Annotated in this window: 20 protein-coding genes; all 20 read left to right on the plus strand. The window is 64.5% G+C overall.

Features of this window, described 5'->3' with window-relative positions; genetic code table 11:
- The first annotated feature begins 84 nt into the window (after nt 1–84).
- Entirely contained in the window at nt 85–1,095 is a 1,011-nt protein-coding gene (locus tag BRADO_RS23990) for a hypothetical protein (protein WP_244422879.1), read from the plus strand.
- Nucleotides 1,096–1,506: 411 nt separating this feature from the next.
- Nucleotides 1,507–3,009, plus strand: coding sequence for a PfkB family carbohydrate kinase (locus tag BRADO_RS23995; protein WP_012028794.1), 1,503 nt, complete (start codon nt 1,507–1,509; stop codon nt 3,007–3,009).
- A 21-nt stretch (nt 3,010–3,030) separates the two neighbouring features.
- Nucleotides 3,031–3,753: a nucleotidyltransferase family protein gene (locus BRADO_RS24000; RefSeq protein ID WP_012028795.1), complete on the plus strand. Its 723-nt coding sequence runs from the start codon at nt 3,031–3,033 to the stop codon at nt 3,751–3,753.
- A gap of 95 nt (nt 3,754–3,848) precedes the next feature.
- Nucleotides 3,849–4,787, plus strand: a complete 939-nt coding sequence (locus BRADO_RS24005; protein ID WP_012028796.1) for an NAD(P)-dependent oxidoreductase — start codon at nt 3,849–3,851, stop codon at nt 4,785–4,787.
- Nucleotides 4,784–5,392, plus strand: coding sequence for an SIS domain-containing protein (locus BRADO_RS24010; protein WP_035640025.1), 609 nt, complete (start codon nt 4,784–4,786; stop codon nt 5,390–5,392). The genes BRADO_RS24005 and BRADO_RS24010 overlap by 4 nt, the downstream gene beginning before the upstream one ends.
- A 12-nt stretch (nt 5,393–5,404) precedes the next feature.
- Entirely contained in the window at nt 5,405–6,403 is a 999-nt protein-coding gene (locus tag BRADO_RS24015) for an NAD(P)-dependent oxidoreductase (protein WP_012028797.1), read from the plus strand.
- Between the two features lie 42 nt (nt 6,404–6,445).
- Nucleotides 6,446–7,294: a transketolase gene (locus tag BRADO_RS24020; protein WP_012028798.1), complete on the plus strand. Its 849-nt coding sequence runs from the start codon at nt 6,446–6,448 to the stop codon at nt 7,292–7,294.
- Complete coding sequence (locus BRADO_RS24025) at nt 7,291–8,214, plus strand: transketolase family protein (RefSeq protein WP_012028799.1); 924 nt, start codon at nt 7,291–7,293, stop codon at nt 8,212–8,214. Before BRADO_RS24020 ends, BRADO_RS24025 begins: the two co-directional genes overlap by 4 nt.
- Nucleotides 8,215–8,222: 8 nt before the next feature.
- The gene (locus BRADO_RS24030; protein ID WP_012028800.1) at nt 8,223–9,260 is read left to right on the plus strand and encodes a zinc-binding dehydrogenase; all 1,038 of its coding nucleotides are present in this window, start codon (nt 8,223–8,225) and stop codon (nt 9,258–9,260) included.
- A gap of 9 nt (nt 9,261–9,269) precedes the next feature.
- A complete protein-coding gene (locus tag BRADO_RS24035; RefSeq protein WP_012028801.1) occupies nt 9,270–9,884 on the plus strand; it encodes a hypothetical protein in 615 nt (204 codons plus the stop codon).
- Complete coding sequence (locus tag BRADO_RS24040) at nt 9,871–10,914, plus strand: aminoglycoside phosphotransferase family protein (RefSeq protein WP_012028802.1); 1,044 nt, start codon at nt 9,871–9,873, stop codon at nt 10,912–10,914. The genes BRADO_RS24035 and BRADO_RS24040 overlap by 14 nt, the downstream gene beginning before the upstream one ends.
- Before the next feature lie 27 nt (nt 10,915–10,941).
- A complete protein-coding gene (locus BRADO_RS24045; RefSeq protein ID WP_012028803.1) occupies nt 10,942–11,604 on the plus strand; it encodes a class I SAM-dependent methyltransferase in 663 nt (220 codons plus the stop codon).
- A gap of 306 nt (nt 11,605–11,910) precedes the next feature.
- Complete coding sequence (locus tag BRADO_RS24050) at nt 11,911–13,107, plus strand: class I SAM-dependent methyltransferase (protein ID WP_157872688.1); 1,197 nt, start codon at nt 11,911–11,913, stop codon at nt 13,105–13,107.
- The gene (locus BRADO_RS24055) at nt 13,104–13,640 is read left to right on the plus strand and encodes a WbuC family cupin fold metalloprotein (protein ID WP_041756876.1); all 537 of its coding nucleotides are present in this window, start codon (nt 13,104–13,106) and stop codon (nt 13,638–13,640) included. The genes BRADO_RS24050 and BRADO_RS24055 overlap by 4 nt, the downstream gene beginning before the upstream one ends.
- Nucleotides 13,637–14,377 (plus strand): SDR family NAD(P)-dependent oxidoreductase, encoded by a 741-nt coding sequence (locus tag BRADO_RS24060; RefSeq protein ID WP_012028806.1) that lies wholly within the window; start codon nt 13,637–13,639, stop codon nt 14,375–14,377. Before BRADO_RS24055 ends, BRADO_RS24060 begins: the two co-directional genes overlap by 4 nt.
- A 68-nt stretch (nt 14,378–14,445) precedes the next feature.
- Nucleotides 14,446–15,711 (plus strand): class I SAM-dependent methyltransferase, encoded by a 1,266-nt coding sequence (locus BRADO_RS24065; protein WP_012028807.1) that lies wholly within the window; start codon nt 14,446–14,448, stop codon nt 15,709–15,711.
- A gap of 146 nt (nt 15,712–15,857) precedes the next feature.
- Nucleotides 15,858–16,700, plus strand: a complete 843-nt coding sequence (locus tag BRADO_RS24070; protein WP_012028808.1) for an ABC transporter permease — start codon at nt 15,858–15,860, stop codon at nt 16,698–16,700.
- A gap of 36 nt (nt 16,701–16,736) precedes the next feature.
- The gene (locus BRADO_RS24075; protein WP_012028809.1) at nt 16,737–17,486 is read left to right on the plus strand and encodes an ABC transporter ATP-binding protein; all 750 of its coding nucleotides are present in this window, start codon (nt 16,737–16,739) and stop codon (nt 17,484–17,486) included.
- Nucleotides 17,487–17,527: 41 nt separating this feature from the next.
- Nucleotides 17,528–18,586: a glycosyltransferase family 2 protein gene (locus tag BRADO_RS24080; RefSeq protein WP_012028810.1), complete on the plus strand. Its 1,059-nt coding sequence runs from the start codon at nt 17,528–17,530 to the stop codon at nt 18,584–18,586.
- A 74-nt stretch (nt 18,587–18,660) separates the two neighbouring features.
- Nucleotides 18,661–20,721: a TIGR04372 family glycosyltransferase gene (locus BRADO_RS24085; protein WP_012028811.1), complete on the plus strand. Its 2,061-nt coding sequence runs from the start codon at nt 18,661–18,663 to the stop codon at nt 20,719–20,721.
- Nucleotides 20,722–20,975 lie beyond the last annotated feature (254 nt).

Consider the following 20,975-nt stretch of genomic DNA (forward strand, 5'->3'; position numbering starts at 1 on the left):
GAGACCGCGGACGCGTCACGCCGGCCCGAGGAGCTGAAATCCTCCGTTGCCATCACGCGCTACCTCAGGGCGCTGATCAGCGCCGTGGTCGCCACCGTTCTCGGGCTCGCCGCGATCTGTGTGACAATCGGAGGCCCGCTCTCGAAGATCGATCATCTCGGACAGATTCCACTCGACGATGATTATAGCTACTATCGCAACTATGGTGACTGGATGAGCAAGGAGATCCAGGACCGTGACATTCTCTTTCATGGCATCGGCCAGTCGATCGAACGCGCGCGCGAAGCCGACATCATCCTGCTCGGCCATTCGATGGTGTTGTGGGGATTCGATCCGGCGCAGCTTCGGGAGTTCGAGCGCAAACACGGAATTAAGATCTACAACATGGCATCGGCCGGCGACGCCAGCGGCGAGTTTTTGCGCCGGGTTGCAGTCCGGTGGAGACTGCATCCAAAGCTCTGGCTGCTCAACGCCGACGACAAGGGCGGCAGCTTCTTCGACGTCAAGCTCGAGGATCTGGGGATGTCGGGCTCCGGCTCGGCCGCCCAGGTGGTTCGTCATGGCCGGTTCAAAGGCTACCTCACCGTTGCCCTTCGCAACATGCGATGGCGCATTCAGCAGTACCTCGCCACCAATCTGTCGACAGCGATAAAATCCGTCCTGCTTCCGGGGCCCGGCCTCCCGCTTTGGCGCAGCATCGAGCATGGCGATTGGTATCTCGATCGCCTCTCACAATATCTCGAGCCTTCCCACAATCCTCCGATCCAACTGACACGCAACCAGAATTGCCCGGCATCGATCGATGAAATCGCAAAGGCGAGGACGTTCACGGCCAGCGTCGGCGGCACGGCCGCGCTGATGCTCGTCCCGTATTGGGGCTTCTGTCCGCTTCGTGTGCAGCAGATCGGGCAGGCTCTCGACCTCGATGTTCTGATTCTAGGCAAGACGGCGTATACGTCGGGAGACGGCGGCGGGCACCTGGACCACGACGGCGCCCGAGCCTTCACCGCGGACTTTCTCCAGGAATTGGAGCGCCTCCCGAGCTTCCAGGCGATCACGGCCTCGCGCAGCTCGTTGCCGCCTCGCACGCCCTGAATGAAGGCGATCGGCGGCGTGGCCTGCGCGGACAACGGAACCCATCGATCACGGTTGAACGGAAAGACATGCGGCCAGGCTCATTTCGTAGCAGCGACTGCAGACGCATGACGCGGACACGCAGGCTCATGGGGCTGCCCGTTTTGCGTCAAAGTTCAGGATCATACCGTTCTCCATGAACCGCTCCCACTCAGAGGTTCCGCTCGAAGATTTCCAAGTCGCGCGTGCACTTGCCTCGGCAATGCTCGGTTTTCGACGTTGATGCGGACACAGATGAGGCGGAATTTTTGAGATCGCTGGCTTCTCTGCGCCAACCGTTTGGACTATTGATCCGATTCTGCCAGGCCCCTGAGAAGGGGCCCTGCGCCAACGCGCAGATCGTCACCCACAGCCGCCGCCGGAGACCGATTTTTGGACCATATAATTGCAGTTCCGGTCGATGCTGTCTGCGAGAAGATTCGCGCGTCCTGTGAATCCGGACAGACGATCGCCTTCGTGTCGGGCAACTTCAACGTCGTGCACCCCGGACATTTACGGCTCTTGAAATTCGCGGCCGAGCAGGCCGACGTTCTCATCGTCGGCGTCAATCCGGATTCGACGCCGGGCGTCACCCTCGCTCAGGACATGCGGCTGGAAAATGTGCGGTCGATCTCCTTTGTGCATCATGCCGTGCGCCTGGAAGCTTCCGCATCCGACTTCATCTCGCACCTGAAACCGACCGTCGTCGTCAAGGGCAAGGAGTTCGAGGACCGCGCCAACGCCGAGCAAGATGCTGTGGACGCATATGGCGGCCGCCTGATCTTTTCGTCCGGTGAGTTGCGCTTCGCCTCTCTGTCGCTCTTGGAACGCGACGCGAACATCGACATCTCGACGGTCCGCAAGCCGCTGGAGTTTCCCAAGCGCCACGGCTTCGAGATCTCGAATCTGAAGGACCTGCTCGGCAAGCTCTCGGGCATGCGGGTGGCCGTCATCGGCGACCTCATCGTCGACGAATATGTGACCTGCGATGCGGTCGGCATGTCCCAGGAGGATCCGACCATCGTCGTGACGCCGCTCATGACCCGCACCTTCGTCGGCGGCGCCGGTGCGGTTGCGGCGCATGCGCACGGCCTCGGCGCCGACGTCAAGTTCTTCACCCTGGTCGGCGACGACGAAGCCGCGCGGTTTGCGCGCAGCACGCTCGAGCAGCACGGCGTGAACTTCAACGCCTTCACCGATCAGAGCCGTCCGACGACGCGCAAGCAGCGTTTTCGGGCGCTCAACAAGACGCTGCTGCGCGTCAATCATCTGCGCCAGCATGCCTCCGACGCCGACCTTCAGCGGCAGATGCTGACCTCTGTCGAGCGCGCCTTGAAGACCTGCGATCTGCTGCTGTTCTCCTGCTTCAACTATGGCTGTCTGCCGCAGGATCTGGTCGACGCAATCGCCGATCGCGCCCGTGCCCAGGGCGTGATGATGGCGGCCGACAGCCAGGTGTCATCGCAGACCGGCGACGTCTCCCGCTTCAAGGGCATGACCTTGCTGACGCCAACCGAGCGCGAGGCGCGCGTCGCGCTGAACGACTTCATCTCCGGCCTCGCCGTCATCAGCGAGCGACTGGTCGAGCGCGCCCGCACCAAGAACCTCGTGATCACGCTCGGCGCCGAGGGCGCGCTGATCAACACCATGGCCGAAGGCATCTTCACCTCCGACCGCTTGCCCGCGTTCAACCCGTCGCCCAAGGACGTCTCCGGCGCGGGCGACAGCTTTTTCATGGCCTGCTCGATGGGCCTGCGCGCCGGCGCCGATATCTGGCAGGCGTCTTATCTCGGCTCGCTGGCCGCCGCCCTCCAGGTCTCCCGAGTCGGCAACCTGCCGCTGACGACCGCCGAACTGGTGCGCGAGATCGACGAGACGGGGTTCAGCCAGGAATAAATCCCAGAGTAGGATGCCGTCATGCGTGCCCTTCTGCTCGCCGCTGGCATTGGAAGCCGGCTGCGCCCGCTGACCAATACGACGCCAAAATGCCTGGTGCGTGTGCACGACAGGCCGCTCTTGGACTACTGGCTCGACCTCGTGTTCGAGGGCGGCGTCGAGCGCGCGCTGTTGAACACGCACTGGCTGGCCGAGCAGGTCCGCGCCCATGTCGCGCAGTCGCGATGGCGCGACCGGATCGATCTCGTTCACGAAGATGAACTGCTCGGCACCGGCGGCACCGTGCTCGCCAATCGCGCCTGGTTCGGCGACCAGCCGTTCGTGGTGGCCCATGCAGACAATCTGACCGATTTCGACGTCAAGGGGCTGCTCGCCGCGCATCAGGGCCGGCCCGACGGCTGCATCATGACGATGCTGGCCTTCCGGACCGACGATCCGAGCTCGTGCGGGATTCTCGAGCTGGATGCTCAGCGCCGCGTGATCGCCTTCTACGAGAAGGTCAAGAATCCGCCCGGGAACCTCGCAAATGGCGCGGTCTACGTGTTTGATCCCAGTGTCATCGCCGACATCGCGGCGCTCGGAAAGCCGGTCGTCGATCTCTCCACCGAAATCATCCCCAACTATCTCGGACGCATTTTATGCGTCGAAACCCGCGGTTATCATCGGGATATCGGCAACCCGGAAAGCTTGCGCCGGGCTCATTTGGAGTTTAAGCACGAACCGCGCCGTGGCGGGGACGCTTGACGGGCGGCTGTGGCTGCCTCCCCCACCAATTTGCATAAAGGTGCGCGCGACGCGCCAGCCGGCGAGACGACAGGCGAGCCACGGGGATTGCGCAGATGAAGATATTCGTGACCGGAGCGTGCGGCTACAAGGGCAGCGTGCTCGTGCCGAAGCTGTTGAAGGCCGGCCACAAGGTCGTCGCGTTCGACATCATGTGGTTCGGCAACTTCCTCGAGCCGCATCCGGATCTCACCGTCGTCCAGGGCGACGTGCGCAATCCCGACGCGATCGACCTGACCGGCGTGGATGCCATCATCCATCTCTCCAGCGTCGCCAATGATCCGTGCGGCGATCTCGATCCGAAGCTGACCTGGGAGATTTCCTGTCTCGCCACGATGCAGCTCGCCGACCGCGCCTATCGCCACGGCATCAAGCGCTTCATCTACGCCTCCTCCGGCAGCGTCTATGGCGTGAAGGAAGAGGAGCAGGTCACCGAGGATCTCGAGCTGCTGCCGATCTCGGAGTACAACAAGACCAAGATGTGCGGCGAGCGCATCGTGCTGTCCTACAAGGACGACATGGTGGTGCAGATCGTACGCCCGGCCACCGTGTGCGGCTACTCTCCGCGCCAGCGCCTCGATGTGTCGGTGAACATGCTGACGATGCAGGCGCTGATGAACGGCCGCATCACCGTGTTCGGCGGCGACCAGACCCGGCCGAACATTCATATCGACGACATCACCGATCTCTATCTCTTCCTGCTCGATCATCCCGAGCACACGGGCGTCTACAATGCGGGCTTCGAGAACATCTCGATCCTCGACATTGCCAATATGGTCACCAAGCACGTGCCGGCCGAGGTTATCGTGACGCCCTCGAATGATCCGCGCAGCTATCGCGTCAACTCCGACCGCCTGCTCGCGACCGGCTTCCGTCCGAAGAAGACGGTGGAGGACGCGATCAAGGAAATCATCGGCATGTACTCGCAAGGCGCCCTCAAGAACGAGGACCGCTGGTACAATCTGAAATGGATGGAGAAGGAGGTCGTGAAATGAACGTTCTCGCCTTCAAGACTCCCGGCAGCCTGTTCGCCGACTACACCAGCCGCTTCAGCACCGTGCTGAAGGATTTCGACTGGGCCCCCGTCGAGAAGCTCGCCTACGATCTGCGCGACTGCTGGCAGACCGGCCGTCAGGTGTTCTTCTGCGGCAATGGCGGCAGCGGCGGCAACGCCAACCATCTCGCCAACGACTTCCTCTACGCGCTGTCGAAGACGCCGGGCTCCGGCCTGCGCGTGCATTCGCTGTCGTCGAACCCGTCGGTCATCACCTGCCTCGCCAATGACGAAGGCTACGACCAGGTGTTCTCGCTGCAACTCGCGGTGCTCGCGCGCAAGGGCGACGTGCTGATCACCTTCTCCGGCTCCGGCAATTCGCCGAACATCCTGAAGGCGCTCGAAGAGGGCAAGAAGATCGGCATGACCTCCTACGCCGTGCTCGGCTTCACCGGCGGCAAGGCCAAGGCGCTGGCCGACGTGCCGATCCATTTCGCTGTTGACGACATGCAGATCGCCGAGGACGCGCAGATGGTGATCGGCCACATGATCATGCAGTGGCTGTACGCCCAGCGTGGCGACATCATCACGACGCGCGAGGTCTGACGGACAGGGACGATGGCTGCGAACGAAAAGTACCTGATCCTCGGCTCGAACTCCTTCTCGGGCGCAACCTTCGTCGACTTCCTGGCCGCGGCCGGTCACGACGTGATCGCGACCAGCCGCTCGGACGAGCCGCATGACGCGTTCCTGCCCTACAAGTGGCAGAAGCGCCCCGGCAAGGTCCGCTTTAAACGCGTCGACCTCAACCACGATCTGGATGTGCTGAAGGCGCTGCTGGCAAGCGAGCGGCCGACGCATGTCGTGAACTTCGCGGCGCAGAGCATGGTCGGCGAGAGCTGGCTGTATCCGGACCATTGGATGATGACCAACGTCGTCTCCGCCGTCCGCCTGCACGACATCCTGCGCAACTATGACGGCCTCGACCGCTACGTCCACGTCACGACCCCGGAAGTCTACGGCTCGACCGAGGGCTGGGTGCGCGAGGATGCGCCGTTCAACCCGTCGACGCCCTACGCGGTGTCGCGTGCGGCCGGCGACATGAGCCTGCGCACCTATTTCGCCAACTACCAATTCCCTGTCGTCTTCACCCGCGCCGCCAATGTCTACGGCCCGGGCCAGCAGCTCTACCGCATCGTGCCGCGCACCATCGTGGCGGCGATGACCGGGCAGAAGCTGCGCCTCGACGGCGGCGGCAAGTCGGTGCGCGTGTTCATCCACATGACCGACGTGTCGGATGCGACGGTGAAGATCGGCCGCAGCGGCAAGCCCGGCGAGACCTATCACATCTCCGGCTACGAGCTGGTCTCGATCCGGACGCTGGTCGAGATGATCCTCGCACGGCTCGGCAAGAACTTCGAGGACTGCGTCGAGATCGGACCGGAGCGGCCAGGCAAGGACACCGCCTACACGCTCGACAGCTTCAAGCTGCGCACCGAGCTCGGCTGGCGCGACACCTTCGCCCTGGAGCAGGGCATCGACGACGTCATCGCCTGGGCGCGGCGCTTCGAGGATGTCATGAACAAGCTGCCGACCAAGTACGAGCATAAACCCTGATCTATACCTGCGCCTCCCCGGGAGGCGCGACTGGAGAGCACGATGAACGTGGCAGTCCGGAACACCGCGGCCAAGCCCGACGTGGCCGCCCTGAAGGCGCAGGCCGCGAAGCTGCGCGGCAAGATCATCGAGATGTCGCACAAGGCGCAGGCCGCCCATCTCGCCTCGTCGCTGTCCTGCGCCGATGCGATGACCGCCGCCTATTGGCACGTCCTGAACATCGACCCCAAGAACCCGACCGATCCGCTGCGCGATCGCTTCATCCTGTCGAAGGGCCACGCCGCCGCGGCGCTGTTCGCGACGCTCGCGATGAAGGGCTACTTCCCGATCGAGGAGCTCGACACCTACTGCCAGGACGGCGGCCGGCTCGCCGAGCATCCGCCGGCGAACCTCTTGCCCGGCGTCGAGGCCGCCACCGGCTCGCTCGGCCACGGCCTGCCGCTCGGCTGCGGCATGGCGCTGGCCGGCCGCATCAAGGGCGAGAATTTTCGCGTGTTCGCGCTGCTCTCCGACGGCGAGAACAACGAAGGTTCGGTGTGGGAGGCCGCGATGTTCGCCGCCGCCCAGAAGCTCGAGAACGTCTGCGTCGTCGTCGACTACAACAAGTGGCAGGCGACCGCGCGCTCCAACGAGACCCTGATGCTGGCGCCGCTGCGCGACAAATGGGCCGCGTTCGGCTGGGACGCGCACGAGATCGACGGCCATGATGTCGGCGCGCTGGCGGAGGCCATGCAGAACATTCCGAACGGCTCGGGCAAGCCGGTGGCGCTGATCGCCCATACCATGAAGGGCAAGGGCGTGTCGTTCATGGAAGACGACAACAACTGGCACTATCGCGCCCCCACCGCTGAGGAAGTCGTCAAGTCGTTCAAGGAGCTCGGCCTGTCATGAGAAACGCGTTCGCGGACGAACTGACCAAGCTCGGCAATGACGACCCGCGCGTCGTGATGCTGTCGGGCGACATCGGCAATCGCCTGTTCGACAAGTTCAAGGACAAGCATCCGAGCCGCTTCTTCAACTGCGGCGTCGCCGAAGCCAACATGATGGGCGTCGCCGCCGGCATGGCGATGAACGGCCTGCGCCCGGTCGCCTATACGATCACCCCGTTCGTGACGACGCGCTGCCTGGAGCAGATCCGCACCGACGTCTGCTATCACGAGGCGCCGGTGACCATCGTCGCCGTCGGCGCCGGCCTCGCCTATTCCGGCCTCGGCCCGACCCATCACGCCTGCGAGGATATTTCGTTCCTGCGCTCGATCCCGAACATGGTCGTGATCTGCCCGGGCGATGCCTTCGAGGTACGCGGCGCGCTGCGCGCGGCGATGCAGCAGGACCGGCCGGTCTATATCCGCATGGGCAAGAAGGGTGAGCCTGTCGTTCACAAGGGACCCATCGCGGATTTCAAGATCGGCAAGGCGATCACGATCGAGGAAGGCTCGGACGTGTGCCTGCTCTCGACCGGCAACATGCTGCCGGAAGCCATTGAGGCCGCACACAGATTGAAGGAAAAGGGCATCTCCGCCGAGGTCGTCAGCTTCCACACCGTGAAGCCGCTGGATGAGGACAAGCTCAAGCAGGCCTTCAGCCGCTTCAAGCTGGTCGCGACCATCGAGGAGCATTCGCTGATCGGCGGCTTCGGCGCGGCGGTCTCCGAGTGGCTCGTCGACAGCGAGACGCAGTCAAAAAAGTTCCTGCGGTTCGGGACGCCCGATGCGTTCTTCAAGAAATCCGGTGAACAGGAATATGCCCGCGAGGTGCTCGGCCTGACCGGCCACCAGATCGCGGACAAGATCATCCACGCCTTGAGCTGAGACATCACATGAAGACCCAAGCTGCCCTCCTGGTCCAGACCGGCCAGCCGCTCGTGCTCGCCGAGATCGAGACCCCTGCCTTGAAGCCGGGCCAGGTGCTGGTCGAGATCGCCTATTCCGGCGCCTGCGGCACGCAGGTGATGGAGTGGCGCGGCGACAAGGGCGAGGACAAATGGGTGCCGCATTGCCTCGGACACGAGGGCACCGGCACGGTCATCGAAACCGGCAGCGCCGTCACCAAGGTCAAGGTCGGCGACAAGGTCGTGCTGTCCTGGATCAAGGGCACGGGCATCGAGGCCGGCGGCGCCGTCTATGACTGGGACGGCAAGAAGGTGAATGCCGGCGGCGTCACCACCTTCCAGCGCCATTCGGTGGTCAGCGAGAACCGCCTAACCCTGCTGCCGCCGGACCTGCCGATGGACGTCGCGGTGCTGCTCGGCTGCGCCGCGCCGACCGGGATGGGCGCGGTCTACAACGTGCTGAAGGTGCAGCCGGGCGACGCCGTCGCGGTGTTCGGCACCGGCGGCATCGGCCTCAACGCGCTGATGGCAGCTAGCCTCGCGGGCGCGATGCCGGTGATCGGCATCGACCCCAACCCGACCCGCCGCGCGCTCGCCAAGCTCTACGGCGCAACTCACGTGATCGACGCCTCCGGCGACGTGCTGGCCGAGATCAAGAAGATCGTGCCGCAGGGTGTTGATCTCGCGGTCGAATCTTCCGGCATCCCCGGCGTGATGGATCAGGCCGTCAATGCCACCCGCCAGCAGGGCGGCCGCGCGGTCGTGATCGGCAATGCCAAGCATGGCGCGGCGCTGACCTTGAACCCCGGCGTCTTCAACCATGGCAAGAGCCTGCTCGGCACCTGGGGCGGCGACAGCGTGCCGGATCGCGATTACGGGCGCTACGGGCGTCTTCTGAGCTCTGGCCGCTTCCCGGTGCGCGACCTCCTGTCGAAACCCTACAGTCTCGCCCAGGCCGACCAGGCGCTGCAGGATCTCGCCGCCGGCAAGGTCGGCCGTCCGCTGATCGACATGTCCTTGCGTTAAGTTGAGGCCATGCGGATCGGGATCGACTTCGACAACACGATCGCCTGCTATGACGGCGTGTTTCATGCGGCAGCGCTGGAGCGCGGCCTGATCCCGGCCGACCTCGGCCGCGACAAGAACAGCGTCCGCGACCATCTCAACGGCTCGGGGCGCAAGGACGACTTCACCGAGCTGCAGGGCTACGTCTACGGCGCCCGCATGGACCTGGTGTCGCCCTACCCCGGGTTTGCCGAGTTCGTCACGGCGGCTCGCGGTGCCGGGCATGACCTGTTCATCGTCAGCCATAAGACCAAGCACCCCATTCTCGGGCCGAAGCACGACATGCACGCCGCGGCGCGCGGCTTCCTGACCGACCGCGGCCTGATGGGCTCGGCCCCCGGCCAGATCGCGCCGGACCGGGTGTTCTTCGAGCTGACCAAGGACGAGAAGGTCGCCCGTGCCCATGCACTGGGGTGCGAGCTGTTCGTTGACGATCTGCCGGAGATCCTGGGGATGACTGGTTTTCCCGAGGGCATGCGCAAGGTGCTGTTCGACCCGGAGAACCAGTTCGCGGCCAAGGCTGTGCCCTACGAACGACGCGCGTCGTGGGCCGAGATCGCGGCGGATCTCCGTGACCGCGGTTGAGGCCAGCACTGAGGCCGATGCCGCCCTGCTGCCTCTGGCGCAGCGCCTGGCCGCCCAGGCTGGCAAGGCCAGCCCGCTGGCGCTGACCCGGCTCGCCGGCGGCCGCAACAACCAAGTCTATCGTCTCGACACCGCCGAGGGCCCGCTGGTCCTCAAGCGCTACTTCACCGACGCGCGCGACACCCGCGACCGGCTCGGTGCCGAGTGGAGCTTCATCAGCCATGCCTGGTCCCACGGCGTCCGCGTCGTGCCCGAGCCCTTGGCGTGCGATCGCGCCGAGCAGGCTGGCCTCTACAGCTTCGTCGAGGGACGCAAGCTGACCGCCCTCGAACTGGCGCCGGCGCATGTCGATGCCGCGATCGACTTCGTGCTCGCGGTGAATGCTCCGCCCCGCCCTGCCCTGGCGCCGGGATCGGAGGCCTGCTTCTCGCTCGCCGAGCATCTCGCCACCGTCGAGCGCCGCGTCGCCCGGCTCGCGACGCTCGATGCCGACGTGCCGCATGTCGCCGAGGCCCGGCAGTTCGTGGCGGAACGGCTGCAGCCGGCCTGGGCCGAGGTGAAGGCGACTATTCTGCAAGGCGCCGCGGCCGAAGGGCTCGTCCTGAACGCCGCCATCCCCGCCGACCAGGTCTGCCTGTCGCCGTCCGATTTCGGCTTCCACAACGCGCTGATCGACGATCAGGGCAAGCTCACCTTCCTCGATTTCGAATATGCCGGGCGCGACGATCCGGCCAAGCTGGTCTCCGACTTCTTCTGCCAGCCGGAGGTGCCGGTGCCGCTCGCCGTGCACGAGCACTTCATCGACCGTCTGACCGAGGGCCTCGGGCTCGATGCCGCCAGCGTGGCGCGCTGCCGCCTCTTGATCGACGCCTACCAGGTCAAGTGGACCTGCATCATCCTCAACGACTTCCTGCCGCTCGGGGCGACACGCCGCGCCTTCGCCGACACCGGCGCCTGGGCGCAGCGCTGCGCCGCGCAGCTCGCCAAGGCCGAAATACAGCTCGGCCTGATCGGCGCCACATCCGATTAACCGACACTCACACGCCCGGAGAGCTTCATGGCCTATCGCGAGTTCGTCAGTCTCGTCCACAAATCGACCAAGCGCGACTATCTCGCGCGCGTCACCCAGCGCGACAAGGCCGATGTCGCTGAAATGGCGATCAAGTACGACTACGATTATTGGGACGGCAGCCGCGAGACCGGCTATGGCGGCTACAAATATGACGGCCGCTGGCGCAAGGTCGCCGACGCGATGATCGCGACCTACGGCATCAAGCCCGGCATGCGCGTGCTCGACGTCGGCTCCGGCAAGGGTTTCATCCTGCACGATTTCCGCGAGGCCATTCCGGACCTCGAGGTCGCCGGCATCGACATCTCCTCCTACGGCGTCGAGCATACGATGGAGAGCGTGAAGCCGTTCTGCCAGGTCGGCTCCGCCGCCAAGCTGCCCTACCCGGACAAGCACTTCGACCTCGTCATCTCGATCAACACGCTGCACAACCTCTACAACTACGATCTCGACGCTGCGCTGCGCGAGATGGAGCGTGTCAGCCGCGGCGCCAAGTATCTCTGCGTCGAGGGATACCGCAACGAGCGCGAGAAGGTGAACCTGATGTACTGGCAGCTCACCTGCCGCATCTTCCACACCCCCGAGGAATGGGCCTTCGAATTCAAGCGCTCCGGCTACACCGGCGACCACGAGTTCATCTTCTTCGAATGAGCTGAAGTTTTCACAGCCTCGGTGGCGCCGCTGTCAAATCGACGCCAAGTGCGGCGCTACTGTGGCCATGCTTGGCGCTTTTGCCGCGCCATTGTTAGTCCAACAGCCGCGATGATTGCGGACTGGCGGGAGAACCTGATTCAGAACTTTGTTGATCGTGGCGACCGGTCGAGAGCCGCTCACCACATCAGGCTTCCCGGCCATCAGAGGTCCTTGAATCGTGACCGCGTGACGGAAAAAAACTGATCCTTGGCTTGTAGCGCAAGGCAAATCGGGATTGTCCTGAAACAAATGTCTACGCATCCCATGACCACGCGATGTCGGCTATGCAACCAAATGATTCAGGCGATGCCATTGTCGCTCGGCTCGCTTCCGGTTTGCAATGCATTCGACCGCAATCGCTCCACGACTCGAACGATCGATCTCGACATCATCGAATGCGAGACGTGCCAACTCGTGCAGCTGGGCCGCGTTGCCGCGCCCGAACTTTTGATGCCGGCGGTGCCGTGGATCCGCTATCGCGAGCCCGAGGGTCATCTCGACGACCTCGTCGCGAGCTTGTTGTCCCTGCACCCTGGCGCGCGGCGCGCGTGCGGCACCGGCCCGTTTGAGCAGCCGCTGCTGTCCAGACTTGACGCGCGTGGTCTCCAGACGCAGGCGCTGACGCTCGAAACGACTGCTCCCGCAGGCCGTCATCCCTATCTGGAAAGCTGGCAGGCAATCCTCAACGCGGATCATCTTGCGGCTGCGACGGCCCGAAGCGGAACCTTCGACCTCGTCTCTTGCCGTTACATCGTCGAGCACAGTCCCGCTCCGGTTCTCGCTTTGCGGGCCATGAGGCACCTGCTCGCACCTGACGGTCTGTTGCTGGTCGAAGTCCCCGACAGCAGCAAATTTCTGGCCGCTTGCGACTATTGTTTCCTCTGGGAGGAGCACAGCAGCTATTTCGTCGAGCCGACGCTGCGGCGCCTCGCCGAGATGAGCGGGTACCATGTGGTGTCCCTGCTTCGCTATCCAGGCGCCCTCGAGGATGCCTTGGTGGCTATCCTGCAGCCGGCGATGTCTCCGACCGCAATGATTTCGCCTCTCGGGTCAACCGGGCTGTTTCAGACCTATCGCCAGGCCTTCGCCGGGCGACGGGAGACCGTGCAGAGCCGGCTGAGAGCCGCGGCTCGCCCGGACGGCGACGGCGTTGCGCTGTTCGGGATTGGCCACCACGCCATCATGTTCGTCAACGCGTTCGGGGTGGGGAATAGAATCGCGCTGGCCGTCGATGACGACAGCGACAAGGCCGGTTTTTTCCCGCCGGGTTTCGAGGTGCCTGTGGTAGGTTCGGACCGTCTGCTGGCGGACGAGCACGTCACACTTTGCCTGTTTGCGGTCGCACCTCACATCGAGGGCAAGGTGCGCGCGAAGCTGGCTCCCCTCGCCGCCCGGGGCGTCGAATTCCGCTCCATCTACGCGGCGCTCGACAACGCTATTTTCAAGGACAATGCTCCATGAGCCTCGTTCAAAAGTCTCCTGAGGTCTTCCTGGCCGAAGGTCCGATTGCGGCGGTCGGACAGGCCGAAATCGAAACATTGAAGGCCGCCGTTGCCGCCAGCCCCAAGCGACGGGCGCGCATCAATGCCCACCCTGACGGCGAGGATCAGCTGCACGAGATGATCATCGCGATCGATTCGGCCTCCTACATCCGGCCGCACAAGCATCCCGGCAAGAGCGAAGCCTTTCACATCATCGAAGGCGAGGTCGACATCGTCGTGTTCAAGGATGACGGGGAGATCGAGAAAGTGGTGGAGCTTGGCCCCCCGGGCGGCGCCCGCCCGTTCTACTACCGGATGTCAAACGCGTTCTTTCATACCCTGATCATACGTAGCGATCTCCTGATCGTGCACGAGATCACCAACGGCCCGTTCCGGCCCGGGGCGAGCGTGTTCGCCGACTTCGCGCCAGAGGACAGCGACACCACCAAGGTCGCGGCCTACCAGGCCGAGCTCGCCCGCCGCGTCGCCGACCTGCAGGATGCTGCAGCATGACCGTGCATGCTGTGGTGATTGGCGGCACCCGCGGCCTCGGTCGCGTTGTCGTCGAGCGCTTCCTGGCCCGAGGCTGCGCCGTCAGCGTGGTATCGCGGCAACGTCCGGCCGATTTCCCAGAGCAGCCCGGCCTGGCGCATTTCGCAGCCGATCTTGAGCGCAGCGACAGTTTTGCCGGGCTCTGGCGCGAGATCGCTGATGGCCACGGTCCCGTGCGCTACCTCGTCCTGAGCCAGCGCTTCCGCGGTCAAGGCGATCCCTGGGCCGGCGAAATCCAGGTCGGCCTGACCGCTTCGCGCGACCTGATCGAAGGGTTTTCCGGCCATTTCGCAGAGGCTGGCGACCGCGCCATCGGCGTGGTCAGCTCGGTTTACGCCGAATTCGTTGGCTCGTCGCAGCCGGTCGGCTATCACGTCGTCAAGGGTGGCCTGAACGCGATGGTCCGCCATTATGCCGCCACCCTCGGCCGGCGCGGCATCCGCGTCAACGCGATCATGCCGCTCACGTATTTGAAGCGCGAATCGCGGACCTTCTACGAGCAGAACGAGAAGCTCATGGAGACGTACCGCCGGCTTGTCCCGCTCGGCCGGCTCGGGACCGCCGAGGAATGCGCCGACGCGCTGGATTTCCTGTGCAGCGAACGCGCCTCGTTCATCAACGGGCAGAGCCTGTTCCTCGACGGCGGAGTGTCCACAGTCTGGCAAGAAGAGGTCGCCAAGAGCTTCGCGGGCCTGTAAAACGCGCCGCAAATTCGCTTCGGCCTACCATCCCGCCTGCGGGACCGCCAACCCAGGATCGCGACATCATGCAGCACGTGAAGCACAAGACCGATTGCCGCCTGTGCGGATCGACCTCGCTCGATCACGTGCTGCCCATCAGGGCGTCGGCGATCGGCGATGCGTTCGTGACGGCGGACCGGCTGGACGAAAAGCAGGACCTCTACCCGCTCGACTGCTATCTCTGCCTTGACTGTGGTCACCTGCAGAATCTCGACGTGGTCGACCCCGACATCCTGTTCCGCGACTATACCTACCGCACCTCGGTCTCGCTTGGGCTGGTCGAGCATTTCAAGCGCTATGCGCAATCGGTGGTGTCGACGCTTGCGATACCGAAGGGCAGCCTCGTCGCCGAGATGGGCAGCAATGACGGCTCGCTCCTCAAGGCGTTCAAGAACGAGGGCATGCGGGTGCAGGGCATCGATCCCGCCCGTGACATCGCGGCCACGGCCACCAGCGAAGGCATTCCCACGATCCCGGACTTCTTCAGCAGCGCCCTGGCCGCCCGGATCAAGGCCGAACAGGGCGAAACCAAGCTGTTCTGCGCCAACAACGTGTTCGCCCACATCGACAACATGTCTGACGTCGTGAAGGGCATCCGACTGCTGCTCGCCGACGACGGCGCCTTCGTGTTCGAGGTGTCCTATATTGTGGACATGATCGACAACATGGTGTTCGACACGATCTACCATGAGCACGTCTCGCACCACGCGCTCATCCCGCTCGAGACCTTCCTGAATCGGCATGACATGACGCTGTTCCACGTCGAGCGCACGGCGACCAAAGGCGGCTCGATCCGCGCCTTCGCCCAGCCGAAATCGACCGGCCAGCGTCCGCGCTCGGCAGAGCTGTCGCAACTGATCGCCGAAGAGGAGCGGCGCGGCGTGACCAAGCCGCAGATCTACCGCGACTGGTTCGTGGCCATCGAGGCCTGCAAGCGCAAGGTGCTGGCCACGCTCGACGCTGCGATCGCCGAGGGCAAGCTGATCGCCGCCTACGGCGCCTCAACCACCACCACCACCCTGTTGTACCATTTCGAGTTGGAGAGCCGGGTCAAGTTCATCGTCGACGACAACCAGCTCAAGCACGGCCGCTTCAGCCCCGGCGCACATATCCCGGTTCTGCCGTCGAGCGAGCTTGCGACGCGGAAGCCCGACGTTGTTGTGATCCTTGCCTGGATCTACGCGGATCCGATCCTGAAGCGGAACCAGGCCTATCTGGAAGCCGGCGGCCGGTTTCTGGTGCCGCTGCCGGAGCCCCGGCTGGTCGGCGTGACGGGGGCGGCTCCGATCTGAGCGACGGCTGCAGCCGGAGCAGAGCGGTTGACAGCCTCGACGTAACGTGATCCAGCAAGCGCCAGCCGATCGGCCGCTGTCGGCCGCGGCGCTTGAGCGCTTTAAGCTGGAAAACCAAATACTTAGGGCTGTCGTGAGGTAGAAGCATGTCCACCCTGACCGATGGAGAGGTCGAGCGGTTCGTGGTCGCGGAGCGCGGCCGCTTCACATGGGCTCGCTGCCGCGAGGACATCGCGCCGTTCCTGACTCGCCACGTCACATGGCGCGCGCTGGCCGCTGGCGACATCCGATCTAAATACCGCAGAACCATGCTGGGTCCGTGGTGGATCACGGCGACCAACGCGATTACCGCCCTGATCATGGGTGCGGTCGCCGGCCGCTTTCTCGGCGCCGACATGAAGACCTATCTGCCGCACTTCATGGTCAGCATGACGATCTGGAATTTCATCGCCTCCTCGCTGGGCGAGTCCTGCTACACGATGATCAACGCCGGCGGCATGATCAAGGCCGTGGACATGCCGATCCTGATCCACGTCATGCGCATGGTTCAGCGCAACCTGATCATCTTCCTCCACAACATTGCGATCATCCCCATCATCTGGCTAATCTATCCCTGGCCGATCGGCATCGTCAGCCTGCTCAGCCTGTTCGGGCTGGCGCTGGTCTACGTTTTCATCGTCAGCACATCGACGATCGTCTCGATGATATGCGTCCGCTATCGCGACGTTCCGCCGGTCATGAACGCGATCATTCAGCTGCTGTTCTTCGTTTCGCCGATCATCTGGGCCCCATCGCAGATCAAGGGCGGCGAACTCGCCGTCGCGCTCAACCCCATTGCCTATCTGCTGGCGATCACCCGCGATCCGCTGATGGGCCATACTCCGAACCTTGCCAGTTGGGCCGGTGCCGCAGGGTTCATTGCGGTGCTGACGGCCGCCATGATCTACATCTACACGCGCTATCGCTCGCGCGTCGTGTACTGGGCCTGACGTGACAGCCATTCAGGACCTCGGGACCAGCCTCTCATGCCTCTGATCGAAGCCAAGCAACTCGGCATTGAATTTCCCGTAGCGCCGCCCAACGCCCGGTCGTTCAGGCACCTGGCGATCAAGGCCGCGTCCCGCGTCGGCGGACACGTCTCCAGGAACGAGGGCTCGTTCCAGTTCGTGCAGGCGCTGGACGACATCAGCTTCACCCTGAAGCAGGGCGACCGGCTCGGGCTTGTCGGCCACAACGGCGCCGGCAAGACCACGCTGATCCGCGTGCTGGCCGGCATCTACGAACCCACGCGCGGCTCATTGCGGGTGGTGGGCCGCAACGTGCCGATGTTCGACATCGGACTCGGTATGGACGAGGAGGCGTCCGGATACGAGAACATCCGGACCCGCGGCCTCATCCTGGGCCTCTCTCCCGAGGAGATCGAAGAGCGCGTACCCGAAATCGTGGAGTTTGCCGAGCTTGGCGATTATCTCGAACTGCCGATCCGGACGTATTCGTCGGGCATGCTGCTTCGTCTCGTGTTCTCGATCGCAGCCTCCATCCACGGCGACATCATCCTGATGGACGAGTGGATCGCCGTCGGCGACGCGCAGTTTCGCAAGAAGACCCATGACCGGCTGCAGGACATCACCATGCGTTCCGGGATCGTGGTGCTGGCCTCTCACGATCACGGCCTGCTGCGCGAAACCTGCAATCTCGGGCTCTATCTCGACGGCGGACGCGTGCGCGCCTTCGGTGCGCTGGAGGACGTTCTCAAAGAGCTGCCCGCGGCTTGAGCTGTCCAATGCGACAGCATGCGGTATAGAGTTCGCTGAGCATGACCCCGACGACCGCTTCACCGACCGTTACACTGGTTGTCCCGAACTTCAATCACGCACGCTACCTGCGGGAGTCGCTCGGCAGCATTGCGGCCCAGACCCGCGCGCCCGACCGCGTGCTCGTCATCGACGACTGCTCGACCGATGACAGCCTGTCGGTGATTGCAACATTCGCAGCAGATCGGCCGAGCTGGCATGTGATCCGCCATCCAGCCAACCAGGGCGTGGTACGCAGCCAGAACGAGGCGCTGGCCCTCGCCGAGACCGAGTGGATCGGCTTTCTCGGAGCCGACGACGCGCTGCATCCGACCTATCTGCAAAAGACCATGGCGCAGGCCGCGCGATGGCCCGACGCCGGCCTGCTGTTCGCATGCTGCGAGATCATAGGCCCGAACGGTCCTTCCGCACGCCGCATGCTGCGCCCGATGATGCTGCCCGCCACCAGTTCGAGAATGCTCTCTCCACCTGACGTTCGGCGGGTTCTGCGCGTCGGAGACAACTACTTCTCCGGCACGACGTCGCTGTACCGCTGCGCTGCGCTTCGGGCCCTCGGCGGCTTCGACGTCAAACTTGGTTCGTTCTCGGACGCCTTTCTGGCCAGACGGCTTGCGCTGACCTATGGCTGCTACTTCATCGCCGACATTCTCGGGTACTGGCGCATCCACGGCCAGAACTACTCGACCGCCTCGGCGACCGATCCCGCCCTGCTCAATGACAGGCTAAGGGACATCGGCGCCCTCATCGCGAAGAGCAAGCTGTTCCCGGAGGGCTACGGCGACGTGTTCGCACGGCGCAACCGATTCGGAGCGGTCCGGATGGTGCTGGGCAGCGAGTCCTCTGCGGCGGCGAAAGCCGAGCGGGCCGCGGCGCTGCTCGACGGCACGGCGTTCGACCGGCACCTGCTGCAGCTGGTCCTGAGCCTCGGGGCCGGCGGCCGCCTCGCCGCGCTGGCTTGGGCCACCTTGCGGACACGCCCAATGTCGCTGCTGCATGTCGCAGCCCAAACTCAGACACGGCGCGCCATCGTGTCCGCGACGCCCCCCTACCGCGCGCCATGACGATGCGGGCTCCCGTTGGCTCACTACGGCATCGTCTGAGCAGGCTGCAGGCCCCGGTCAGCAAACCAGCCGCCGTGATCGAAGCCGCACAGCCCGCTTCGCTGGGATCGCGCCGGCCATCCTCGGTGAAGGCGTGGCTGACCGCATCGGCCTTCCGGGCCTATTCCTTTCTGAGCGCCCGCCGCCGTCAGTTGCTGCCGCTGACCACACGCGCCGCCGGCCTCGTCGACCGCAGGCTCATCGCAGCGCCCGCCGGAGCTGCGATGATGCGGCTGATGGACCGCCAGCTCGCGCGCGGATCCCGGACGGGCAAGCTGCTGGCGCGGCTCACCTTGGCCACACTGGCCGCGGCCGCGCAGGTTCATCTGGCCGCCAGCCGAAAGCCGAGCGCGCTTCGCGCAGTGCGGCTCCTGAACCTGATGTTCCGGAGCAATGTGCGGGCGCGAACGGGCTTCGGTGCGCAGGCCTATTTCGCTACCCTCGCTCTGTGCAGCGCCTACGACCGGATCGTGCGCGAGGTCCCGCGGGCGGAGGCGATCGACAGCTTCGCCATCAATTTCGCGGTCGGCGTTGCCCATATGTATCGCGGCAATCTGTCGTTGGCGGCCAACTTCCTGAAGGCAGCCGCGGCCTCAGGCGACAGCAACGCGCTGCGCAAGCTCGGCGCAGTGCATGCCCTCGCCGGAACTCACGATCAAGCTGCGGAGTGCTTCGCGGCCGCGGTGGCGCGCGATCCGCGCTCGGTGATGGCGCACCAGAACTACGCCGGCGGCTACGATCCATCGACCTACACGCCGAGCACATGGGAAATCGAGCATGCGGGCGAGCTGCTGATCTACGACAATCTGATCCAGCTCGGCGAGAACTTCTACCACCAGGGCCGCTACGAGGACACGTTCCGCTGCTACCAGCTGGCGCTCGACCAACAGGACAGGCTGGCCGCCAAATGGTCGATCCCGGAGGGTCTCGTCCGTCGTATCGCGGCTGCAAGCGCCATCTTCGATCCCGCTCTGCCCGTCCGGCTGCTCGGCTACGAATGGGTGACCCTGATCGGCCACATCGGCTTCATCGATTGCCACCTTCGCATGGCGGCCCTCGGACTGCTGCCGCGCGCCAACTACGTGCTGCTCGCCCCGCCGGCCAAAGTCGTCAACCAGCCGTTCCTCCGGCTGTTCGCGTCGCACGTGACGATCGTCGAGGACCCCGTTCTGGTCGACGATCTCCTGCCCTATCAGCGCTTAGTCGGGGACCAATTCATCGCGGTGCGTGGCGACAATGGCCTTGCCGAGCCGTGGGCCCACGCGGCCTCGCGCGCCCAGGTGGCCTGGGCCGAGCAGCAGCGCGGGCCGATCGTCGAGGTCCCTTCGGACCTGATGGCATCGGGGGCCGCCAAGCTGTGCGCGGCGGGCGTGACGGCCAGCTGGTTCGTCGCGATGCACATCCGCGAGGGCGGCTATCACGGTGACGGCCCCGGTACGACCCGACAGCACCGCTCGGCCAATGTCGGCGACTATATGGAGGCCATCGCCGCCATCGTCGCACGCGGCGGTGCGGTCGTGAGGCTCGGCGACCGCAGCATGACGCCCCTCGGCCATGTGCCGGGCGTGTTCGACTATGCCCATAGCGAGATCAAGTCGGCCGAGATGGACCTCTTTCTCTGCGCCGCCGCGCGGCTGTTCGTCGGAACCACGTCGGGCCTGACCACGGCGGTGCAGGCGCTGGGAACACCGATGCTGCTGGTCAACTGCATCTCCAACGACTGTCAGTTCTGGCACGAACGCACCGACTTCACCGTGCGTCCGGTCTATGACCGGCGCGCCAAGCGCTATCTCTCCCTCAAGGAGACCTATCGGCAACCGCTGCAGGCGCTGCTCATCGATACTGCGGTGCTGGCGCGCCACGGGCTCGAGATCCATCCCAACAGCGCGAGCGACATCACGGAGGCCGTCCGGTACAAGCTCGATTGCCTGGAGGGAACGCGCCCATCGAATTCAGCCGAGAACGAGTCGCTCACACGTTACCGTTCCGCAATGTCGCATAATCCATACAATTTCGGAGCCGCAAAACCTGTGCCCTCATTCCTCCAAACCTTTCCTGACCTACTAACGACAGACGGTCGGCTGGCCTCGGATTAAGCCTCCGCCGCGCGGGAGTTGCGCCTGCGCAGGATGTGACCTTGCCCCTGAGGCATCATGCAATTTCACCCGCGCCGATGATGCCGGATACGGCAGCGTGTGAGAGCGATCGCGCTGGAGGGCGTCGACGGTTCGGTGATGGTCGTCTGCACGTCCTGCTGGAGCGGGAGGATGACCTCGTCGATCGCAAGAGGCATTCCGGCTGTATGGAGGAAAACGGCCCACGGTGAGCCGCAGAGATAGCCGAGGCGGAT

This window comes from Bradyrhizobium sp. ORS 278, assembly GCF_000026145.1.
GTDB lineage: Bacteria > Pseudomonadota > Alphaproteobacteria > Rhizobiales > Xanthobacteraceae > Bradyrhizobium.